This is a genomic window from Streptomyces venezuelae (assembly GCF_008642375.1).
Classification (GTDB): Bacteria; Actinomycetota; Actinomycetes; order Streptomycetales; family Streptomycetaceae; genus Streptomyces; species Streptomyces venezuelae_G.
In genome coordinates this window covers 7,150,699-7,171,343 of record NZ_CP029194.1, presented here as the reverse complement: position 1 = coordinate 7,171,343, position 20,645 = coordinate 7,150,699, and the positions used below count along the sequence as shown (strand labels likewise).

At 71.6% G+C, this 20,645-nt stretch carries 18 protein-coding genes and 1 riboswitch; of the genes, 7 read left to right on the top strand and 11 right to left on the bottom strand.

What is annotated here, in order from left to right:
• Positions 1-149: 149 nt before the first annotated feature.
• A riboswitch (FMN riboswitch) is annotated at positions 150-279 on the bottom strand.
• A 275-nt stretch (positions 280-554) separates the two neighbouring features.
• The gene (locus tag DEJ46_RS32810; protein ID WP_150272172.1) at positions 555-2,936 is read left to right on the top strand and encodes a chitinase C-terminal domain-containing protein; all 2,382 of its coding nucleotides are present in this window, start codon (positions 555-557) and stop codon (positions 2,934-2,936) included.
• A gap of 282 nt (positions 2,937-3,218) precedes the next feature.
• The gene (locus DEJ46_RS32805) at positions 3,219-3,980 is read left to right on the top strand and encodes an SDR family oxidoreductase (protein WP_150272171.1); all 762 of its coding nucleotides are present in this window, start codon (positions 3,219-3,221) and stop codon (positions 3,978-3,980) included.
• Between the two features lie 55 nt (positions 3,981-4,035).
• Here DEJ46_RS32805 and DEJ46_RS32800 read toward each other — a convergent pair whose 3' ends face one another.
• A complete protein-coding gene (locus DEJ46_RS32800) occupies positions 4,036-5,172 on the bottom strand; it encodes an ROK family transcriptional regulator (protein ID WP_150272169.1) in 1,137 nt (378 codons plus the stop codon).
• Positions 5,173-5,298: 126 nt separating this feature from the next.
• Between DEJ46_RS32800 and DEJ46_RS32795 the strand changes: the two genes are divergently transcribed.
• The 3 genes from DEJ46_RS32795 to DEJ46_RS32785 all read left to right on the top strand — a co-directional run bounded on the left by DEJ46_RS32795 (position 5,299) and on the right by DEJ46_RS32785 (position 8,879).
• On the top strand, positions 5,299-6,522 hold the full coding sequence (locus DEJ46_RS32795) for an MFS transporter (protein ID WP_150272168.1): 1,224 nt from the start codon (positions 5,299-5,301) through the stop codon (positions 6,520-6,522).
• A 139-nt stretch (positions 6,523-6,661) separates the two neighbouring features.
• Positions 6,662-8,062: a uracil-xanthine permease family protein gene (locus DEJ46_RS32790; RefSeq protein ID WP_150272166.1), complete on the top strand. Its 1,401-nt coding sequence runs from the start codon at positions 6,662-6,664 to the stop codon at positions 8,060-8,062.
• A 73-nt stretch (positions 8,063-8,135) separates the two neighbouring features.
• Positions 8,136-8,879, top strand: coding sequence for a DUF5995 family protein (locus DEJ46_RS32785; protein WP_223835261.1), 744 nt, complete (start codon positions 8,136-8,138; stop codon positions 8,877-8,879).
• 13 nt (positions 8,880-8,892) lie between these two features.
• Here the strand turns inward: DEJ46_RS32785 and DEJ46_RS32780 are convergent, their stop codons facing one another.
• Complete coding sequence (locus DEJ46_RS32780) at positions 8,893-10,590, bottom strand: flavin monoamine oxidase family protein (RefSeq protein ID WP_150272164.1); 1,698 nt, start codon at positions 10,588-10,590, stop codon at positions 8,893-8,895.
• A gap of 59 nt (positions 10,591-10,649) precedes the next feature.
• Entirely contained in the window at positions 10,650-11,456 is an 807-nt protein-coding gene (locus DEJ46_RS32775) for a carbon-nitrogen hydrolase family protein (RefSeq protein ID WP_150272162.1), read from the bottom strand.
• Between the two features lie 291 nt (positions 11,457-11,747).
• Between DEJ46_RS32775 and DEJ46_RS32770 the strand changes: the two genes are divergently transcribed.
• Positions 11,748-12,314 (top strand): Repetin, encoded by a 567-nt coding sequence (locus DEJ46_RS32770; protein ID WP_150272160.1) that lies wholly within the window; start codon positions 11,748-11,750, stop codon positions 12,312-12,314.
• A 73-nt stretch (positions 12,315-12,387) separates the two neighbouring features.
• Here the strand turns inward: DEJ46_RS32770 and DEJ46_RS32765 are convergent, their stop codons facing one another.
• Positions 12,388-12,843, bottom strand: coding sequence for an Lrp/AsnC family transcriptional regulator (locus tag DEJ46_RS32765; RefSeq protein ID WP_015032260.1), 456 nt, complete (start codon positions 12,841-12,843; stop codon positions 12,388-12,390).
• Positions 12,844-12,853: 10 nt separating this feature from the next.
• Complete coding sequence (locus tag DEJ46_RS32760) at positions 12,854-14,341, bottom strand: amino acid permease (RefSeq protein WP_150272158.1); 1,488 nt, start codon at positions 14,339-14,341, stop codon at positions 12,854-12,856.
• A gap of 376 nt (positions 14,342-14,717) precedes the next feature.
• Between DEJ46_RS32760 and DEJ46_RS32755 the strand changes: the two genes are divergently transcribed.
• Entirely contained in the window at positions 14,718-15,731 is a 1,014-nt protein-coding gene (locus tag DEJ46_RS32755) for a GDSL-type esterase/lipase family protein (protein WP_150272156.1), read from the top strand.
• Here the strand turns inward: DEJ46_RS32755 and DEJ46_RS32750 are convergent.
• From DEJ46_RS32750 to rpe, 6 genes are all read right to left on the bottom strand, one after another.
• On the bottom strand, positions 15,703-16,212 hold the full coding sequence (locus DEJ46_RS32750; RefSeq protein WP_150272155.1) for a GNAT family N-acetyltransferase: 510 nt from the start codon (positions 16,210-16,212) through the stop codon (positions 15,703-15,705). The genes DEJ46_RS32755 and DEJ46_RS32750 overlap by 29 nt on opposite strands.
• A gap of 93 nt (positions 16,213-16,305) precedes the next feature.
• Positions 16,306-17,748, bottom strand: coding sequence for a GuaB1 family IMP dehydrogenase-related protein (locus tag DEJ46_RS32745; protein ID WP_190623012.1), 1,443 nt, complete (start codon positions 17,746-17,748; stop codon positions 16,306-16,308).
• A gap of 105 nt (positions 17,749-17,853) precedes the next feature.
• Positions 17,854-18,186, bottom strand: a complete 333-nt coding sequence (locus DEJ46_RS32740; RefSeq protein WP_150272151.1) for a barstar family protein — start codon at positions 18,184-18,186, stop codon at positions 17,854-17,856.
• Positions 18,183-18,620, bottom strand: coding sequence for a ribonuclease domain-containing protein (locus DEJ46_RS32735; RefSeq protein ID WP_150272149.1), 438 nt, complete (start codon positions 18,618-18,620; stop codon positions 18,183-18,185). The genes DEJ46_RS32740 and DEJ46_RS32735 overlap by 4 nt, the downstream gene beginning before the upstream one ends.
• A gap of 65 nt (positions 18,621-18,685) precedes the next feature.
• On the bottom strand, positions 18,686-19,735 hold the full coding sequence (locus DEJ46_RS32730; protein WP_185909493.1) for a sugar-binding transcriptional regulator: 1,050 nt from the start codon (positions 19,733-19,735) through the stop codon (positions 18,686-18,688).
• Positions 19,736-19,870: 135 nt separating this feature from the next.
• Positions 19,871-20,554 carry a ribulose-phosphate 3-epimerase gene (rpe, locus tag DEJ46_RS32725; RefSeq protein WP_125748970.1) on the bottom strand — a complete coding sequence of 228 codons (684 nt, stop codon included), beginning with the start codon at positions 20,552-20,554 and terminating at the stop codon, positions 19,871-19,873.
• Between the last annotated feature and the right edge of the window lie 91 nt (positions 20,555-20,645).

The following is a 20,645-nucleotide window of genomic DNA, read 5'->3' as shown; positions in this document are numbered from 1 at the left end:
CGGACTCCGGGGCCTGTCGATGACGACAGAGAGCGGGAAATACGCCTTTCACAGGGTGCGCCGAGGCCGCGTCCTGCGGGTACGCCGATCGGTGACGACACGGCGACCAGCGGACGTACGGCCGGCACACCCCTGGAAGGGGTCACCCGCCGCGCACTGCCTCCCATCCGGACTTTCACCGTCGGTCCAGGAATTTCACCTGGTCAACCGGCCGCTGGCTGCGGACGGGTCGCGGACTATACCGCCGGTTCGGAATTACACCGACCCCGGAGTGCGCTGCTGCTGATACAGGGCCAGTGTGCCACGAGCCGCGCGAAGCGATGTGGCCGAGATCCTGTGGTCTGGCTCACAGAGTCCCACAGAATTCTTCGTTGGTCCAGACCTATTGACGCACTGGTCTAGTCCTCTTAATCTCCGTGTCACCTCCTAGGAGGGGCCCGGCGGCGTGCGCACTCCACGGGCCCAACACGACCCACCCCCTTGTTCGTTGTGTTCTTTCGACTCCCCCTGCGCCCTGCGGCGTGGAGGGACCCCCACCCCAGGAGGACCCGATCGTGTTGTCCCCCACCGCGAAAAGAGCCTCGCTGCTCTCCTCCGGCGCAGCCGTCGCCGGGCTGCTGCTCAGCTCGCTCTCCGGCGGCGTCTCGTACGCGGCCGACAACGAGTCCTGTCGCCCCGACGGGCTCTACAAGACCCCGGGCGTCGACGTCCCCTACTGCTCGGTCTACGACACCGAGGGCCGCGAGAAGATGGGCGCGGACCACCAGCGCCGGGTCATCGGCTACTTCACCGGCTGGCGCGACGGCAAGAACGGCCAGCCCGCGTACCTGGCCAAGGACATCCCGTGGGAGAAGATCACCCACATCAACTACGCCTTCGGTCACATCGGCGGGGACAACAAGCTCTCCGTCGGCACGGACGGTCCGAACAACGCGGCCACCGGGATGACCTGGCCCGGTGTCGCGGGCGCGGAGATGGACCCCGCCTACTCCTACAAGGGCCACTTCAACCTGCTCAACAAGTTCAAGAAGCAGCACCCGAACGTCAAGACGCTGATCTCGGTCGGCGGCTGGGCGGAGACCGGCGGCTACTTCGCGGACAACGGCGACCGGGTGAACTCCGGCGGCTTCTACTCGATGGCCACCAACGCCGACGGTTCGGTCAACCAGGCCGGGATCGACACCTTCGCGACCTCGTCCGTCGACTTCATCCGCAAGTACGGCTTCAACGGCGTCGACATCGACTACGAGTACCCGACGACCATGAAGGACGCCGGAAACCCGCTCGACTGGCAGCTCGCCAACGCGCGCCGCGCCGGACTCGTGCAGGGCTACGCGGCCCTCATGAAGACCCTGCGCGAGAAGCTCGACGCGGCGGGCGCCGCCGACGGCAAGCACTACCTGCTGACCGTCGCCGCCCCCTCCTCCGGCTACCTGCTGCGGGGCATGGAGACCTTCCAGATGCAGAAGTACCTGGACTACGTCAACATCATGTCCTACGACCTGCACGGCGCCTGGAACGAGTACGTCGGCCCGAACGCCTCGCTCTTCGACGACGGCAAGGACGGCGAGCTCGCCGCCGCGAACGTCTACGGCTCGGCGCAGTACGGCAACATCGGGTACCTCAACACCGACTGGGCGTACCACTACTTCCGCGGCTCGATGCCGGCCGGCCGCATCAACATCGGCCTGCCCTACTACACCCGCGGCCACAAGAACGTGCAGGGCGGCACCGACGGTCTGTGGGGCAAGGCCTCCGCGACCACCTGCCCCGCCGGCGCCGGTCTGACCAAGTGCGGGGACGGTGCCACCGGCATCGACAACCTGTGGCACGACAAGGACACCAACGGTGTCGAGTCGCCCGCCGGCTCCAACCCGATGTGGCACGCCAAGAACCTCGAGAAGGGGATCGTCGGCGACTACGTCACCCAGTACGGCTTCCCGGCGAACACCACCCTGACCGGCACCTACGCCCGCAAGTACGACTCGACCCTGGTCGCGCCGTGGCTGTGGAACGCGCAGAAGAAGGTCTTCCTCTCCACCGAGGACGAGCAGTCGGTGGCCGCCAAGGCCGACTACGTGGTCGACAAGGGCATCGGCGGCACCATGGTCTGGGAGATGGCCGGCGACTACGACTGGAACGCCGCCAAGGGCCAGTACGAGATGGGTGACACGCTCACCTCGCTGATGTACGACAAGTTCAAGGCGGCCACCCCGTACGGCGCGAAGAAGTCCAACGCGACGCTGCCGACGCAGGCCGTGAAGATCGACGCGCAGTTCACCGAGTTCAAGCTCGGCGACTCGAACTACCCGATCACCCCGAAGATCAAGATCACCAACAACACGGCGACGGCGCTGCCGGGCGGCACCGAGTTCCAGTTCGACTACGGCACCTCGGCGCCGAGCAACGCCTCCGACCAGTCGGGCTTCGGCACGAAGGTCATCAGCAGCGACCACACGGGCTCCAACGTGGGCGGCCTGAAGGGCGACTTCCACCGCGTCTCCCTGAAGCTCCCGGCCTGGCAGTCGCTGGCCCCGGGCGCCTCGGTCGACCTGGCGTTCAACTACTACCTGCCGGTGTCCACCCCCTCCAACTGGACGGTGAACATCAACGGCACGACGTACGCCCTCGCCGGTGACCTGGCGCGCGGTACGACGGTCGTGGAGCCGGGCACGACGACCCCGCCGACCACCCCGCCGACCACGCCTCCCACCACTCCGCCGACGACCCCGCCGACCACGCCCCCGACGACGCCTCCGACGACGCCGCCCACGGGCTGCGGCACGGTCCCGGCGTACGTGGCCGGCACGATCTACAACGCGGGCAACGAGGTCTCCCACAACGGCCGCAAGTACAGGGCCCAGTGGTGGACCCAGAACGAGACGCCGGGCACGACCGGCGAGTGGGGCGTCTGGAAGGACCTGGGCGCCTGCTGACCCACGGCTGACGCAGCCCTGGGAAGGACCAGAAAGACCCCCGGCGGCGGTTTCTCACGGCCCTGGCCGCCGCCGGGCTCCCACCGCGCCGCGCCCCCCCTGTCCGGGGCGCGGCGCTCCGTGTGTGCGGACTCCGCCTGCACGGACTCCGCGTGTACGGACTCCGCGTGTACGGACTCCGTACATGCGGACTCCGTACGTGCGGACGGGGCGTCTTCCGCCTATGCGGACCGGGCGCCCTCCGCGTATGCGGACCGGGGCCGGGACCGTCAGTCTTGAGACATGAGCACGATCCTGGTGACCGGCGGCACGGGAACCCTCGGCCGGCCCGTCTGCGAGCGGCTGCGCGCGGACGGCCACGACGTGCGGGTCCTCAGCAGGCACTCCCCGCCGTACGCGGTCGACCTGCGGCAGGGCGGGCCGCTGCTCGACCGGGCCGTCGACGGGGTGGACGCGGTCGTCCACTGCAGCAACATCCTGCGCGGAGACAAGGACGCATCCCGCCTCCTGATCGAGGCGGCGCGGCGCGCCGGGGTGCCGCACCTCCTGTACATCTCGATCATCGGCGTCGACCGGGTGCCGCTCGGCTACTACCGCACCAAGTACGTGGTGGAGCGCATGATCCAGGGCTCGGGCCTCGGCTGGACGCTGCTGCGCACTACCCGGTTCCACGACCTGATCCTCCAGCTGCTCCAGGGCCTCGCCAAGCCGCCCGTCATGCTGCTGCCCAAGGACGTACGGGACCAGCCCCTGGAGGTGGCGGAGGCGGCCGCGCGCCTCGCCGAGCTGGCCGCGGGGCGGCCGGCGGGCCGGGTGGAGGACATGGCCGGCCCGGAGATCCGTACCTTCGTCGAGCTGGCCCACTCCTACCTGCGGGCGAGCGGTCGCCGGCGCCGCATCGTCGAGGTGCCGCTGCCGGGCAAGGTGTACCGGGGGCTGCGGCGCGGCGAGCACCTGGCACCGGACCGCGCGGTGGGCCGCGTGACGTTCGACGAGTTCCTGGCGCGGCGCTTCGGCGGACCGGAGGGGCCGGCGGGCGCGTAGCGGCTCGCCGGGCCGGTTCCGCTCCGACCCGGGGGCTTCAGCGGCACGGCACCCTCTAGAGCCCGGTGGCCGGCGGGCCGAAGAGCGCGTCCTGAGCCGTGTCACGGGCGAGGAGGAGCGCGCCGCGCCGGACGGCCGCGTCGCCCAGCTCCGTCGCGCGGACCTCCGTGCGGAGCGGGGAGAGGGATGCCAGCTCCGACTCGACGCGGGCCGCGAGTGCGGGGCCGCCGTGGTGACCCGTCTCGCCGGCGAGGACCACACAGCCGGGGTCCAGGACGGAGACGACGGCCGCCGCACCGACGGCCAGGCGGCGGGCCAGCGCGTCCAGGAAGGGACCGTGGCCCGAGGCGAGCGCCTCCGACGGGGCGAGACCGTGTGCGGCGGCGAGGGTCCCGACGGCGGCCGCGCAGGCCAGCTCGTGGAAGCCGCCGTCGCAGCCGGTGGCCGAGGGGAGCCCCGAGGTGCCGGGGACCGGCAGGAAGCCGATCTCGCCCGCGCCTCCGGAGGCGCCGCGGCGCAGCCGCCCGCCGAGGACGACGGCGGCGCCGACGCCCTGGCCGAGCCAGAGCAGGACGAAGTCCTCACGGTCGTGCGCCGCGCCCTCGCGCAGCTCGGCGAGGGCGGCGAGGTTGGTCTCGTTCTCGACGAGGACGTGGGCGGGGAGCCGCTCCTGGAGGACGCCGACGAGCCGGCGGTGCCAGGCGGGCAGTCCCGAGGAGTCGCGCAGCTCGCCGGTGGCCGGTTCGATGAGGCCGGGGGCGCCGACGGCGACGGTGTGCAGCCGGTCGGCGCCGGCCTCCTTCACCGTGCGCTCCAGGAGCGTGACCGCCTTCTCGACGGCGGATCCGGTGCCGTCGCCGACGGGGACGGCGGCCTCGGCGAGGGTGGTCCCGAGCAGGTCGGCGACGGTGACGGAGACGGAGCTGGTGCGCACGTCGAGGGCGGCGAGGTGCGCCCGGTCGGCGACGAGTCCGTACAGCTTGGCGTTGGGGCCCCGGCGCTCGGCTCCGGACTCCCCCACGACGTGGACGAGCCCGGAGCCCTGGAGGCGCTCGACGAGGTCGGCGACCGTGGGGCGGGAGAGCCCGGTGAGGGTCTTGAGCTGAGTGGCCGTCAACGGGCCTTCGTCCTGGAGCAGTCGCAGGGCGAACCGGTCGTTGATGGCTCGTGCGGTGCTCGGGGATGCGGCCATGCGGCGATCCTCTCAGACGCGCTCCGGCAGGGATGCCATGCTGCGATCTATTTATCAGGCAGGGTCCCTGATAGTTTACGCCTCGGACCACCGGCACAGCCACACACGACCACCCAGGGAGGGCACATGGCGGCGGAGACCGTCTTCAGCACCGAGCGTCTGCGGCGGGCGCGCTTCGCCGTCGCCGCGGTCTTCTGCGTCCACGGCACGGTGACCGGCAGCTTCGCGACCCGCATCCCGTGGATCCAGGAGCACGCGGGCGTCAGCGCCGGACAGCTCGGGCTCGCACTCGCCTTCCCCGCGCTCGGCGCCTCCCTCGCGATGCCGCTGGCCGGCGCCATCAGCCACCGCTTCGGCGCCCGCACGGCCCTGCGCGGCCTGCTCGCCCTGTGGACGCTCTCCCTGACGCTGCCCTCGCTGGCACCGAACATCTGGGGGCTGTGCGGCGTGCTCTTCGTGTACGGCGCGACCGCGGGCATGTCCGACGTGGCGATGAACGCGCTCGGCGTCGAGACCGAGAACCGGCTCGGCAAGTCCATCATGTCGAGCCTGCACGGCATGTGGAGCGTGGGCGCGCTGCTCGGTTCGGCCGCCGGCACGGTCGCGGCCCACATCGGCGCCGACGCCCGCGTCCACCACCTGATCGCGGCCCTGACCCTCACCGCGCTCGGCCTGGTCTGCTGCCAGGGCGTCCTGGACGTGCAGAGCACGCCGGACGAGGAGGCGCCGCCGCGGTTCTCGCTGCCGCCGAAGTCCGCGCTGGTCATCGGCGCCATCGGCTTCTGCGCGGTCTTCGCGGAGGGCGCCAGCCTCGACTGGTCGGCCGTCTACCTCCAGGACGAGCTGGGCAGCTCGGCAGGGCTCGCGGCCGCCTCGACGACCGCCTTCGCTCTGACGATGGCCGTGGCCCGGCTGGTCGGCGACCGCGTCGTGGACCGCTTCGGCGCGGTCCGTACGGTACGGGTCGGGGGCGCCGTCGCCACCCTCGGCGGGATCATGGTCGTCCTCGCCCCGCACGCCGCCGTCGCGATGGCCGGATTCGGTCTCATCGGGCTCGGCGTCGCGGTCGTCGTCCCCCTGGCCTTCGCCGCCGCGGCCCGCAGCGGGCCGAACCCCAGCCAGGCCATCGCGGGCGTCGCCACCATCACGTACACCTCGGGTCTCATCGCCCCCTCGGCGATCGGCGGCATCGCCGACGCGACCTCGCTCCTCTTCTCCTTCGGCCTCGTCACGCTGCTGGCCCTCGGCCTGGTTCTCGGCGCGGGTGTGCTCAGGCCCGGCGCTCGCGCCGCGGCGGCCTCGGCCCACGCCGACGGCACCCCGGCGAAGAGCTCCGGCCCGGTCGCGTGACGGCGATCGCGCCCGGCCCCCCGGACAGGCCCGGGGCCGCTCGGCGGAAGGCGGTTCCGGCAGGTCACGGCGCATACCATGTGGCTGATCTTTTGCGGCCACGACACGGCCGCCGGAACCTCGGAACGGGAGCGACCTCATGAACCTCGGCGTGCGCTGGACCCTGCACGGCGACGGGAGAACACCCGCTCCCGGGGCCGTCGTCCGGCCGGACGAGCGGCTCTCCTGGCCCCGCACCGTCGGCCTCGGCGCCCAGCACGTCGTCGCGATGTTCGGGGCGTCCTTCGTCGCCCCGGTCCTCATGGGTCTGGACCCGAACCTCGCGATCATGATGTCGGGTGTCGCGACCGCGATCTTCCTCCTCGCGACCCGCGGCACCGTCCCGTCCTACCTGGGCTGCTCGCTCTCCTTCGTCGGAGTCGCCGCCGCCATCCGGGCCTCGGGCGGCAGCAGTGCCACCGTGACCGGCGCGGTCCTCGTCGTCGGCGCGGTCCTCTTCCTCGCCGGTCTCGCGGTCAGGAAGTTCGGCGCGCGGATCATCCACGCGGCGATGCCGCCGATCGTGACCGGCGCCGTCGTCATGCTGATCGGCTTCAACCTGGCCCCGGTCACCGCGTCGACGTACTGGCCGCAGGACCAGTGGACCGCGCTGCTCGTCATGCTGTTCACCGGACTCGCCGTGGTCTGCCTGCGCGGCTTCTGGTCCCGGATCGCGATCTTCCTCGGCCTGATCTTCGGCTACGCCATCTCCTGGATCTTCGACCTCGTCTTCGGCAAGATCCACTCGATGTCCCCGAGCGGCCAGATCACCGACCACTGGCGGCTGGACCTCTCCGGTGTGTCGAAGGCCGACTGGATCGGCCTGCCGTCCTTCCACGGACCGAGCTTCGAGTGGTCCGCGATCCTGGTCGCGCTGCCCGTGGTCATCGCGCTGATCGCCGAGAACGCCGGGCACGTCAAGGCCGTCGGCGAGATGACCGGCGACAACCTGGACGACAAGCTCGGCACGGCCATCGCCGCCGACGGCGCCGCCTCGATGCTGTCGACCGCCGTGGGCGGCCCGCCCAACACCACGTACTCCGAGAACATCGGCGTCATGGCCGCCACCCGGGTCTACTCGACCGCCGCCTACTGGGCCGCGGCCGGCTTCGCGCTCCTCTTCGGTCTCTGCCCCAAGTTCGGCGCGGTCGTCGCCGCCATCCCCGGCGGTGTCCTCGGCGGCATCACCGTCATCCTCTACGGCATGATCGGCCTGCTCGGCGCCCAGATCTGGATCAACGCCGAGGTCGATCTGCGCAACCCGCTCAACCTGGTCCCGGCCGCCGCCGGCATCATCATCGGCGTCGGCGGGGTGAAGCTCACCTTCACCGACACCTTCGAACTGGGCGGCATCGCGCTCGGCACGATCGTCGTCATCACCGGCTACCACGTGCTGCGGGCCTTCGCCCCGGCCCACCTCAAGGAGCAGGAGCCCCTCCTGGACTCCGGCACGAGCTCGTACGAGAGCACCTCCGACGAGGATCCGCTGTCGAAGAGCTGACTGATTCGCCCGTTCTGGGGAAGCCGGGCCCGGGGAGTTCCCTCCCGGCCCCGGCGACTGGAAGCCTGCCCCCATGGCGCAGACCCAGCAGCTCGGGCAGGACAGCGGTCATGACATCGGCCGGGAGACCGGTCGGGACCTCGGGCAGTTCGTGGCGGTCGACCCCGTGGTCGACCGCATGCGGACCCTTCGCGCCACCTGGCATCCGGCCGACGGCGTCGCCGTCTTCAACCGGGTCTACCTGACGGTCACCGAGGAGATCGGGCGCGCCATCCAGGCGGGGACCTTCGCCGACCGCACGGCGGCCGCCACCCTCGACGTGCGGTTCGCCGAGCGCTACCTCACGGCGGTCGACACCGTCGCCACCGGCGGCCCGGCGCCCGCCTGCTGGCGGCCGCTCTTCCACTACCGGCGCCACCCCGGCGTACGTCCGCTGCAGTTCGCGCTCGCCGGGATCAACGCCCACGTCGGCCACGACCTGGCGCTCGCCGTGGTCGACACGTGCCGCGTCCTGGAGTGCGCGCCGACCGACCTGGAGGACGAGTTCGACCAGGTCGGCGACATCCTCCTCCTCCTGGAGGAGCGCATCAGGGAGGAACTGATGCCGGGCCCGGACCTCCTGGAGATCGCGGACCCGCTGACGCATCTGCTCGGCTGCTGGAGCCTGGACCGGGCCCGCGACGGGGCCTGGCTGGCGGCGCGCTCGCTCTGGCAGCTGCGCGGGCTGCCGGAGCTGGCCGGGGAGTTCACCGAGCGGCTCGACCGCTCGGTGGGCCTGGTGGGGCGGATGCTGCTCACGCCGCTCACCAGGCCGTGACCCGTACGGGGACTCAGTCCTCCGGCAGCTCGACCGGAGCGATCTCCTCGTAGACGTCGCCCGGACCCGGGTTGGTGGCGTCGGTGCCGCCGCCGAAGTGGTGCATCACGCCCCACACCGCGTTGAGCGCCGTCTGCACCGCGCCCTCGGCCCAGCCGGCCGTCCAGGAGATGTCGTCGCCCGCGAGGAAGATGCCCCGCTTGTCCTCGGGCAGCCCCTCCTGCATGAAGTGCGTGAACAGGCGGCGCTGGTAGCGGTAGTGGCCCGGCAGGTTGGCCTTGAAGGCGCCCATGAAGTAGGGCTCGTTCTCCCAGGAGACCGTCACCGGGTTGCCGATGATGTGCTTCCGGATGTCGACCTTCGGGTAGATCTCGCCGAGCGACTTCAGCATGACCTCCATGCGCTCGTTCGCGGAGAGCGGCAGCCACTTCAGGCTGTCGTCGCACCACGTGTACGAGAGGCAGATCGTGGCCGGCTTGTCCGGGCCATCGTCCAGGAGGTACGTGCCACGGGTCATCCGGTCGGTCAGCGTCATCGACATGACGTCCCGGCCGGTCTCCTCGTCCTTGTCCAGCCAGAACGGCCGGTCGACCGGGACGAAGAGCTTGGACGACTCCATGTAGTGGGTGCGCTCGATCGCCGTCCAGTGGTCGATCGGGAAGAGCGAGTCGTCACAGGCGATCTTGGAGAGCAGCATCCACGACTGGGCGGTGAAGATCGCCGCCGGGTACGTACGGATGTCGCCGGAGGCGTCGGTGACGGTGATCCGGTTGCCGGCGGTCCGGTTGAGCCGGGTCACGGCCGGCTTCGGGGTGCCCTCGTGCAGGGAGCTGAGCGAGGTGCCCTGCGCCCAGTGGACGATCTTCTCCGGCTCGCGCTCCCACAGGCGCAGCGGCAGCTGCTGCGAGCCGCCCACGATGCCGCGGTGGTGGTCGTCCGCCTCGGTGTAGACGACGCGGAGGATCTCCAGGATGGAGTTGGGGAAGTCGGTGTCCCAGCCGCCGGTGCCGAAGCCGACCTGGCCGAAGATCTCACGGTGCCGGAAGGACTTGAAGGACTCGGACTCGCAGAGGAAGCCGTAGAAGGTCTGGTTGTCGAGCTTCTCGACGAGCTTCGCCCAGATCTCACGGATGCGCGGGACGTCGCGCTCGCGCATGGCCTGGTTCATGTCGGAGAAGTCGGCGCCCTCCTCCAGACAGGCGTTCCACGCGTTCATCACGTCGCGGTAGACCTGCGGGAGGTCGTCGACGGTGGTGGCGTAGTGCGACTCGCCCTTGAGGTCGACGACGGTCGAGGGGGTCGACTCGGCCAGCGGGTTCGGGAACGGCGTGGTCTCCAGGCCGACGAGGTCGATGTAGTGCTGGAGGGCGGTCGAGGAGGGCGGGAAGCGCATCGCGCCCATCTCGGCGGTGAGACCCTCGGTGGCGGTGCCCTCGAAGCCCACGGTCCGCAGCCGGCCGCCGATCTGGTCGGCCTCGTAGACGACGGGCTTGAGGCCCATCTTCATGAGCTCGTACGCGGCGATGATGCCGGACAGACCGCCGCCGATGACGGCGACCTCGGTGCCGTGCTCGGTGGCCGGTATCTGGCCGAGCCCGGCCGGGTGGGCCAGGAAGTCGTCGTAGGCGTACGGGAAGTCCGGACCGAACATGGTGATCGGCGGCTGGCCGTCGCTGTGGGGGACGGCGGTCGTGGGCACCGTGGACGTCATGGGGTACGGACTCCTTGCACGGAAAGAGGTGAGGCGGGTCGGGAAGGCGGTGGGGCGGCTCAGACGAGGGGGCCGTAGAGGCCCGGGCGCCGGTCGCGGAGGTAGGGGTTCTCCGCGCGGGAGGCCGCCAGGAAGTCGGGGTCGGCGTCGCCGATGACGAGCTCCTCGCCCCGCCCGGCGCGGGCCCGGGCGACGCCGTCGGGGCCGGCCAGGGCGGAGAGGCCGACGAACTCGAAGTCGCCCTCGGGGCCCGTCCGGTTGGCGTACGCGATGTACAGCTGGTTCTCGAAGGCACGGACCGGCACCACGGACAGGGGCACGATCTCGGCCGGGTGCATGAGCGCGGTCGGTACGAGGAGGAGGTCCGTACCGGCCAGCGCGTGCGCCCGGACGTTCTCCGGGAACTCGACGTCGTAGCAGATCATCATGCCGACGGTGAGTCCGCCGAGCTCGGCCTGGACGACGGCCTGGTCACCGGGGGTGAACCAGGTCGTCTCGAAGCCGCCGAAGAGGTGGGTCTTGCGGTAGTCGGCGAGCACTTCGCCGTCGGCGCCGACGAGCCGCGCCGCGTTGTACAGCACCCCGTGCCGCTCGGTGTCCCGTTCCGGGTAGCCGTAGCCGACGGCGAGGCCGTGGCGCACGGCGATGGCCGCGACGGCGCGGGCGGAGGGGCCGTCGGCCGGTTCGGCCAGGCGCGCCATGTCGGCGCCGATGGCGTAGCCGGTGAGGAACAGCTCGGGGGCGAGCAGCACGCCGGCTCCGGCGGCCGCGGCGCGGGCGGCGGCCTCGTCGAGGATCTTGAGGTTGGCGGCCACGTCACCGAGCTCGCCGGAGCTCTGGAGCAGGGCGGTGCGCAGCGCGGGCATGGGCGATCCTCGGGTGGGTCGGAGTACAAGGGGAAGACGTCAAAAACGGTACGGTTTCGCGCTCTGTTCGGACAAGGCGGGAGCGTTGCGGACCGACCGTCGAACCGTTGCGCGATCTCCGGCCACCACGGCGATTCGTTGCGCGGGGCTCCGCCCGGGGGCGTAGGGCTCCCCGCCGCGCGGCGGAGACGAGGACCGTCCTGCGGCGCGACGACCGGGCGGCGGCCGGGCGGAAGAGTGGTGCTCGTCCGGAAGACCCGCCGGACGACCTGCCGAGAGGAACGGGAAGCCATGAACCGCCGTACGAAGATCGTCGCCGTCGCCGCCGCCGTCCTGCTGACGCTGGGAGCCGGGGGCATCGCCGCCGCCTCGGTGGACGAGGCTCCCGCCCCCGCCGCGGCCCGGGCCACGGTCTCGGAGGCAGCCGCGCTGACCGGCACGGCCAAGCTGTACCGGCCGGCCGGGGACGACATCACCTTCACCTTCGACGCGCATCTCGCCGAGAAGGACCGGCAGGATCCGATGAAGGCCACCGGCACGTTCCGCTTCAGCCACTACAAGGGCGACTGGGGCGGCTACGCGAAGGTCAAGGTCGACTGCCTCACGACGGGCGGCAAGGTCGCCGTCGTGTCCGGTGTCGTCGTCGAGACCGATGTGAAGGAGTTCAAGAAGGCGCGCGTCGGGGTCACGGTCCACGACGACGCCGCCGGCGACCGGCTCGGCTACACCTGGATGACCGCCGACCCGAAGAAGGACAAGGTGCCGCCGTGCATCAGCGGCGCGCCGTTCGAGAAGGTCGAGGAGGGGACGGGCGACTTCGAGGTCGTGCCGTGGGAGTTCGTCTACCCGACCGAGTAGACCGCCCCACGGGGGTGGGCGGGCGAAGGGCGGTGCGGGAACCACGGCCCGCACCGCACCGCCGCTCGCTCGGCTACGCGGGTGAGCCCGAGGAGAAGCGCCGCAGCAGCGGCGAGAGCACCAGGACGGACTTGGTGCGCTCCACGAAGGGCTCGCCCGCGATCCGCTCCAGGACGCGCTCGAAGTGGCGCATGTCCGAGGCGAAGACCTGGACGACGGCGTCCGCGTCGCCGGTGACGGTCGACGCGGACACCACCTCGGGATACCGCTCCAGACCTCGCCGGATGTCGTCCGGCGAGGTGTTGTGGCGGCAGTAGATCTCGACGAAGCCCTCGGTCTCCCAGCCGAGCGCCGCCGGGTCCACCCGTACGGTGAAACCGGTGATGGCGCCCTCGGCCCTGAGCCGGTCCACGCGCCGCTTCACGGCTGGCGCGGAGAGTCCGACGAGCGAGCCGATGTCGGCGTAGCTGCGGCGGGCGTCTTCCGCGAGGGCGTGGACGATGCGTTCGTCGAGGTCGTTGAGTCGCACTACGGGTGGATCACTTCTCTGCTGGGGCCTCTGCCACGGCCGGGGCCGTGGCCAGTCGGGAGCGGCGCATGCCGTACAGGAAGTAGAACACGAGCCCGGCGGCCATCCAGCAACCGAAGACCGTCCAGGTGGAGGCGCCGAGGCTGAACATGTTGTAGACGCAGAAGCCGAAGCCGAGGACCGGGAAGAGCCAGCCGAGCGGCACGCGGAACGTGCGCTTCATGTCCGGGCGGGTCTTGCGCAGGATGACGACCGCGATGTTGACCAGCGCGAAGGCGAAGAGCGTGCCGATGCTGGTGGCGTCGACGAGCTCGCCGAGCGGGATCGCCGCCGCGAGGATGGCGCAGAAGGCGGAGACGATCACGGTGTTGATCCGCGGGGTGCCGGTCTTGGTGCTGACCTTGCCGAAGACCTTCGGGACGAGACCGTCGCGGGACATCGCGAAGAGCACGCGGGTCTGTCCGTAGAGGACGGTCAGGACGACGCTCGCGATGGAGATGACGGCGCCGGCGGCGAGCAGCGTGCCCCAGAAGGTCTGGCCGCTCACGTCGTTCATGATCGCGGCGAGCGAGGCCTCGGAGCCCTCGAAGTCCTTCCAGTTCCACGCGCCGACGGCGACCGCGGCGACGAGGACGTACAGGGCGGTGACGATGATCAGCGAGAGCATGATCGCCCGCGGCAGGTCGCGCTGCGGGTTCTTCGCCTCCTCGCCGGCGGTGGAGGCGGCGTCGAAGCCGATGTACGAGAAGAAGAGGCTGGCACCGGCGGCGCTGACCCCGGCCATGCCGAGCGGCATGAAGTCGGAGTAGTTGCCGGACTTGAAGCCCATGAAACCGATGGTGCAGAAGAGCACGAGCGCGGCGATCTTCACCACGACCATGATCGTGTTGGCGCGGGCCGACTCCTTCGCGCCGCCGAGCAGGAAGACCATCGCCAGCAGGACGACGATCAGGGCCGGCAGGTTGATGATGCCGCCCTCGCCGGGCGCGGAGGAGAGCGCGTCGGGGATGGTGACGCCGATGGTGCCGTCGAGGAGCTCGTTGACGTACTCGCCCCAGCCGACGGCCACGGCGGCGACGGAGACGCCGTACTCCAGGACCAGGCACCAGCCGCAGACCCAGGCGACGAGTTCGCCCATCGTTGCGTACGCGTACGAGTACGAGGAGCCGGCGACCGGGATGGTGCCGGCCAGCTCGGCGTACGAGAGGGCGGAGAAGAGCGCGGTGAGGCCGGCGATCACGAAGGCCAGGGTGACCGCGGGGCCGGCCTGCGGGACGGCGTCGCCGAGGACGACGAAGATGCCGGTGCCGAGCGTGGCACCGATACTGATCATGGTCAGCTGCCACATGGAGAGCGAGCGGCGGAGGCTGCCGCCCTCACCCTGCCCACCCTCCATGACCAGGCGTTCCACCGGCTTGCGCCGGGTGAGAGCGCCGAGCGCGGAGGTCTTGGGGGTGGCCGTGTCGACGACCGGCGGGGCTGCGCCGTGGTCCAGCACTGCGGAGGCTCCTTATCGCTGCCTGTAGGCGGTGGGACGACCACGGCGGCACGTGGACATGCCGAAGCAAGCCCACGGGGGAGGGGAACCGCCGAGCAGGCGGTCATCGCCACTCCTGGTACGGGGCACGAGCCTAAGGGTCCGAGGTTCGCACTCGTAATGCAGGGTTGTTGCGCAGTGCCGAATGATCATTGCGCTCTCGCGGCGCAGACGGGGAAACATTGCGCGCCCCTGCATGAATCGGCACATTGGGGTCTCCGCACCGCCCCGGGCGGCTCGGCGCGCCCGCCCCGCTCGGCGCGTGCACGTGCCTTGACTCCTCGTGTCCCGTGACCCACGCTGCGAGCCCCCGGCAACCCCACGATCGGAGGCCTCGGTGGGCTGGCTCGCCCCGGCGCCCTTCCTGCGCGGCACGGCCTGGCTCGACGGGGACCGGCCCGTCCGGGCGGACCCCGCCGACCTGGAGCGGCTCCCGTGGGACATCGCCGAGCGGGCGGCGCTGCCCATCGGCGTACGCCTCGAGTTCACGGCGGAGCCCGGGACGCGGGCCGTGGAGCTGCGCTACCGCGCGGCCGTCCCGGAGCCGGACGACCCGCTCGCCGCGCTGCGGCACTGCTTCGCGCTCTGGCAGGGCCGGCGGCTCGTCGGCGAGACCTGCGCCGTCCCGGCTCCGGAGGGCACGGTCAGCCTCCCCCTGCCCCCGTACGGCGGCGTCTTCACCGTCCACCTCCCCGAGGGCCAGTCCCCGGTCCCGCTCGCCCTGCGGGCCGTCGGCGGCCGCCTCTCCCCCGCTCCCGTACGGCCCCGCTGGCTCGTCCACGGCGACTCGATCACCGAGGGCTGGTGGTCGACGCGCCCCGCGCACTCCTGGCCCGCCACGACGGGGCGGCTCCTCGGGCTCGATCCGGTCAATCTGGGGTACGCGGGCGGGGCGCGCGGCGAGCTCCCGCTGGCCGAGCACCTCGCACGGCTCCCGGGCGAGGTGGTCACCCTCGCCTTCGGCACCAACTGCTGGTCCCGGGTGCCCGCGACGGCCGACTGGCTGTACGCGACCGTCCGGGCGTTCGTCGGTCTGGTCCGCCGGGGCCATCCGGCCACCCCGCTGCTGCTCGTCTCGCCCGTCCTGCGGCCGGAGGCCGAGCACACCCGCAACGCCCTGGGAGCCACGCTCACGGAGCTGCGCAGGGCCATGGAGCGCGCGGGCCGCGACCTGGCCGCCGAGGGCGACGGGCGGCTCCTGGTCCTCCCGGGGCGCCCTCTGCTCGGCCCGGAGCACCTGGCGGACGGGCTGCACCCGAACGACCGGGGGCACGCCCGCATCGCGGCGGCGGTGGCGGAGGCCCTGCGCCCCCACGTGCCGCTCAGCGGCCCCGTACCGCCAGGGACCTGACGAGGAAGGTGCACGCGTCCGCGCACGCGTGCGTGCGGCCCTCCGGGTCCGTCCAGGCCCAGCGGTCGGTGTAGGCGACGACGGGCTCGTAGCCGAGCCGCGCGTACAGGGCGGCCGCGCGCGGGTTGTCACGGGCCACGCCGAGCCCCAGCGCGGTCCCGCCGCGCTCCCGCACCAGTTCCTCGGCCGCATGGACCAGCGCCGACCCGATGCCCTGCCCGCGGAGCGTCTCGGGCCACACGTCCAGGCCGTTGAGCTCGGGGCAGTCGCCGAGGACGGCCCGCACCTCGGGGGCGGCGCAGCCGTCCCAGCGGACCTGTCCGTGGCCGACGGGCACCCCGTCACACCACGCCAGGAGGTACGTCCCGGCGCCGGACTCCTGGCGCGCGAAGCGGTCGGCGTGGCGGCTCGGCGCCCCGGGAGCGGGGATGTGGCGGTCGAGTACGGGCACGTCCTCGGCGCGGCAGGGCCTGATCTCCATGCGCCGACCGTACGGGAACGCCGTGGGTCCCCGGGAGGAATTTCCCGCGGACCCACGGCGTACGACGGTGAGGTGCCGTTTCCGGCGGAGCGGCTAGCTCCAGCTGGCGTGCAGCGGCTTGCCCTCGGCGTAACCGGCGGCGGACTGGATGCCCACCACGGACTTCTCCTCGAACTCGGCGAGCGAGCCGGCACCGGCGTAGGTGCAGGAGGAACGGACGCCCGCGATGATCGAGTCGATCAGGTCCTCGACGCCCGGACGGGTCGGGTCGAGGAACATGCGGGAGGTCGAGATGCCCTCCTCGAACAGCGCCTTGCGGGCACGGTCGTAGGCGGACTCGTCGCTCGTGCGGTTCTTGACGGCGCGGGCGGAGGCCATGCCGAAGGACTCCTTGTAGGCGCGGCCCTGGGCGTCGTGCTGGAGGTCGCCCGGGGACTCGTACGTGCCGGCGAACCAGGAGCCGATCATCACGTTCGACGCGCCGGCGGCGAGCGCCATGGCGACGTCGCGCGGGTGCCGGACGCCACCGTCGGCCCAGACGTGCTTGCCGTACTTCTTCGCCTCGGCCGCGCACTCCAGGACGGCGGAGAACTGCGGCCGGCCGACGCCGGTCATCATGCGGGTGGTGCACATGGCGCCGGGGCCGACGCCGACCTTGATGATGTCGGCGCCCGCGTCGATGAGGTCCTTGACGCCCTCGGCGGCGACGATGTTGCCCGCGACGATCGGGACCTGCGGGTCGAGCGCCCGGACGGCCTTGATCGCGGAGATCATCGACTCCTGGTGCCCGTGCGCCGTGTCGATGACGAGCGTGTCCACGCCCGCGTCGAGGAGCTGCTTGGCCTTGCCGACGAAGTCGCCGTTGATGCCGATGGCGGCGGCGATGCGCAGCTTGCCCTCGGCGTCGGTGGCCGGGGTGTACAGGGTCGCGCGGAGGGCGCCCTTGCGCGTCAGGATGCCGACCAGGCGCCCGTCCTTGTCGACGGCCGGGGCGTAGCGGCGGTTGGCGTGGTCCAGCGTGTTGAAGGCCTCGCGCGGCTCGATGTCGGCGTCGAGGAGGAGCAGGTCCTTCGACATGACCTCGGACAGCTGGGTGAAGCGGTCCACGCCGGACAGGTCGGCGTCGGTGACGACACCGATCGGGCGGCGGTTCTCGTCGACGACGACGCCGGCGCCGTGGGCCCGCTTCGGCAGCAGGGAGAGCGCGTCGGCGACGGTCTGGTGGGGCTCCAGGACGATCGGGGTGTCGAGCACGTGGTGGCGGCTCTTGACCCACGAGATGACGTCGGTGACGACCTCGATCGGGATGTCCTGGGGGATGACGACCAGGCCGCCGCGGCGGGCTACGGTCTCGGCCATGCGACGGCCGGCGATGGCGGTCATGTTGGCGACGACGAGCGGGATCGTCGTCCCGGTCCCGTCCGGCGAGGAGAGGTCCACGGCCTGGCGGGAACCCACGGCCGAGCGGCTCGGCACCATGAACACATCGTCGTACGTCAGGTCGTAGGGCGGCTTGACGTCATTGAGGAAACGCACGTGCTGACATCCCAGTCGTTCGGATCGGCCCCTAGGCATTTCAGCCAGGGGAAAAAGCACGTAGTTCATTGTCCCACGCCGGTACGAATACCAGCCCCGGGCAATTCATCCGAGCCTTCCGGCAGGGGGTTCGTCGGATCCTACGAGCCCTTCGCCCAGGGAGAGGAGGACGGAGAGGCGGGTGGGGCGCTCGTCGACGGCCGTGGCGAAGACGTCCTGGGCGGTCCGCCACTCGCGAGGACGCGTCCTGGCGTACTCCTGCCAGCCCGTGACGACGACGGTGACGGGTTCGGGGAGATCCGTCAGGCAGTCGGCCAGGGCGTCCCAGTTCCGGCCGAACCAGGCGGGCAGCGCGAGGGTCACGGCGCACCGGTCCATGAGGGCGGCCTTGTCCGTGACTCCGGCCAGGTCGAGGAGGACGGCGTCGTCGATTCTCATCCGAGCACCTCCCGGAACGTCTCGTAGTGGTCGTCGGTCCAGTAGAGCTCGCCGTCCCGGCCGGTGACGATCCGGCGCGCCCCGCGGTCGCGCTCACCGGGGGTCTTCACGGTGTACTCGCGGTAGTACCCGCGTTCCTTGCGCGGCAGGATCCGCTCGAAGTTCGAGAAGACGGCGCCGTCCTTGGCGTACGGGTAGGGGCCGCCGCGCGCGATGAGGCCGAGCGTGCGGCGGGCCTCGGGCGGCAGGTCGGCGGCCCGTACGGTCGGCAGCCCCGAGAGCCCGGCCGACCCGGTGGGCGCGGCGGCGGGAGCGGAGGCGGCGGGAGCGGCGCCGGTCGCCCTCGTGGAGACCGTGTCGCCCGCGGCGGAGCATCCGGCCAGGAAGACGCACAGGACGAGCGCGAGGAGTACGCGAAAGGGCCGGAGCAACATGTCCCGAACATACCGTTACGGGAGGGCTCCGGCCCTGGGAAATCGCGGTGGTGGGCGGTGGCGGCTCAGCTGCCGTCGGGGTCCGTCCGGTCGAGCGCCGGGTGCGTGCCGGGGCTGGACTCGGTCAGCAGGTAGTCCGCGGCGGCGCGGTCCGTGACCAGGCTGGTGACGAGTCCGGAGCGGAGGACCGCCCCGATCGCCGCCGCCTTGCGCTGCCCGCCGGCGATCGCCACGACCTCGGGGATGCGCCGCAGCCGGTCCGCCTCGACGGTGATGCACCGCTCGCCCAGGTCGCGGCCGACGCGGCGGCCCTCGGCGTCGAAGAGGTGCGCGGACATCTCGGCGGCGACACCGAGCGAGGCGTAGTGGGCGCGCTCCGCGTCGGAGAGCATGTCGTGCACGGTCGAGATGCCCGGCTCCCAGGAGCCGATGGAGACGCAGGCGACCGTCACCTTGTCGAAGTACTCGAAGGCCCGCGCGATGCCGGTCTGGCTGCGCAGCGCCGCGGCGGTCGCCGGGTCCGGCAGCAGCATGGGCGCGTAGATCGGGTGCGCCTCGCCACCGGAGACCTGGGCGGCTCGGCGTACGGCCTCGACCGAGCCGCGCTCGGCGGTCCCGGCGTCGTACACGCCGGTGAGCTGCACGACCGTGCAGGGCGGCAGCCGGTCGAGCGCCGCCGCCATGTGGATGGTGGAGCGGCCCCAGGCGAGACCCAGGACGTCGCCCTCGGTGACCAGCTCGCCGAGCAGGTCGGCCGCGACCTCGCCGAGGTTCTCCGGGTCGGGCGACTCGTCCTCGCCCTCCGCCGGGGACTCGACGACGACGGCGTGGCGGAGCCCGTAGCGGGCACGGAGCGCGTCGGAGCGCTCGGCGTCGAGCTCGGCCGGCACACGGATCTCGATGCGCACGAGATCGCGCTCCAGGGCGGTCTCCAGGACCCGTGCCACCTTGAAGCGGCTCACGCCGAACTCCTCGGCGATCTGGATCTTGGACTTGCCCTCGAGGTAGAAGCGGCGGGCCATGGCCGCCGCCTGCACCAGCTCCGCGGGGCCCATCCGCAGGGCTGACCGTCCCGCCGACATACCGGCCACCGCGATCTCCTCACTGCTGTTCACGTACCGCTGTTCGCATACGGCTGTTCGCATACGGCTGTCGTTCACACTCTGGACTCGCCGTTCATCCTGTCAGATCCGGCGGGCCTTGATCGGTCCTGTCGGCGACCCGACGGGCCGCGTTCATCCGACGGTGGTTCAGTGGCCACACGCCCACGCGGCCGAGGCCGTCGTGGCCTCGGCGCGGGCCCGCAGCGAGGCCACGGCGGCCGCCGGGTCCGCCGCGCCGTAGACCGCCGAGCCGGCGACGAACACATCGGCGCCGGCCTCCGCGCACCGCTCGATGGTGGACTCGGCGACCCCGCCGTCGACCTGGAGCCACAGCTCCAGGCCGTGCTTGGAGATCAGCTCACGGGTCCGGCGGATCTTGGGCAGCATGATGTCGAGGAAGGCCTGGCCGCCGAAGCCCGGCTCGACCGTCATGATCAGCAGCATGTCGAGCTCGGGGAGCAGGTCCTCGTACGGCTCGATCGGCGTGGCCGGCTTGAGCGCCATCGAGGCGCGCGCACCCTTGGCCCGGATCTCCCGCGCGAGCCGCACGGGAGCGGCCGCGGCCTCGACGTGGAAGGTGACCGAACCGGCGCCCGCCTCCACGTACTGGGGCGCCCAGCGGTCGGGGTCCTCGATCATCAGGTGGCAGTCGAGCGGCGTCCCCGTCGCCCGGGAGAGCGACTCGACGATCGGCACCCCCAGCGTCAGGTTGGGCACGAAGTGGTTGTCCATCACGTCGACGTGCAGCCAGTCGGCACCCTCGACCGCCTTCGCCTCCTCGGCGAGCCGGGCGAAGTCCGCGGACAGGATGCTGGGGTTGATCTGCGCCATGTGCCAAGCCTCCCACGTTCTTGGGTACTTCTTTGCCGCTGAGCGGTTTCGAATCCGGTCCAGACCAATTTCGGTACGAAGCGACGAGCCG

Coding starts and splice junctions, on each gene's coding strand:
- DEJ46_RS32805 (WP_150272171.1), top strand. CDS start 3,219: ATGAGCACGATCCTGGTGACCGGCGGCACGGGAACCCTCGGCCGGCCC.
- DEJ46_RS32800 (WP_150272169.1), bottom strand. CDS start 5,172: ATGGCCGCATCCCCGAGCACCGCACGAGCCATCAACGACCGGTTCGCC.
- DEJ46_RS32795 (WP_150272168.1), top strand. CDS start 5,299: ATGGCGGCGGAGACCGTCTTCAGCACCGAGCGTCTGCGGCGGGCGCGC.
- DEJ46_RS32790 (WP_150272166.1), top strand. CDS start 6,662: ATGAACCTCGGCGTGCGCTGGACCCTGCACGGCGACGGGAGAACACCC.
- DEJ46_RS32785 (WP_223835261.1), top strand. CDS start 8,136: ATGGCGCAGACCCAGCAGCTCGGGCAGGACAGCGGTCATGACATCGGC.
- DEJ46_RS32780 (WP_150272164.1), bottom strand. CDS start 10,590: ATGACGTCCACGGTGCCCACGACCGCCGTCCCCCACAGCGACGGCCAG.
- DEJ46_RS32775 (WP_150272162.1), bottom strand. CDS start 11,456: ATGCCCGCGCTGCGCACCGCCCTGCTCCAGAGCTCCGGCGAGCTCGGT.
- DEJ46_RS32770 (WP_150272160.1), top strand. CDS start 11,748: ATGAACCGCCGTACGAAGATCGTCGCCGTCGCCGCCGCCGTCCTGCTG.
- DEJ46_RS32750 (WP_150272155.1), bottom strand. CDS start 16,212: ATGGAGATCAGGCCCTGCCGCGCCGAGGACGTGCCCGTACTCGACCGC.
- DEJ46_RS32740 (WP_150272151.1), bottom strand. CDS start 18,186: ATGAGAATCGACGACGCCGTCCTCCTCGACCTGGCCGGAGTCACGGAC.
- DEJ46_RS32735 (WP_150272149.1), bottom strand. CDS start 18,620: ATGTTGCTCCGGCCCTTTCGCGTACTCCTCGCGCTCGTCCTGTGCGTC.
- rpe (WP_125748970.1), bottom strand. CDS start 20,554: ATGGCGCAGATCAACCCCAGCATCCTGTCCGCGGACTTCGCCCGGCTC.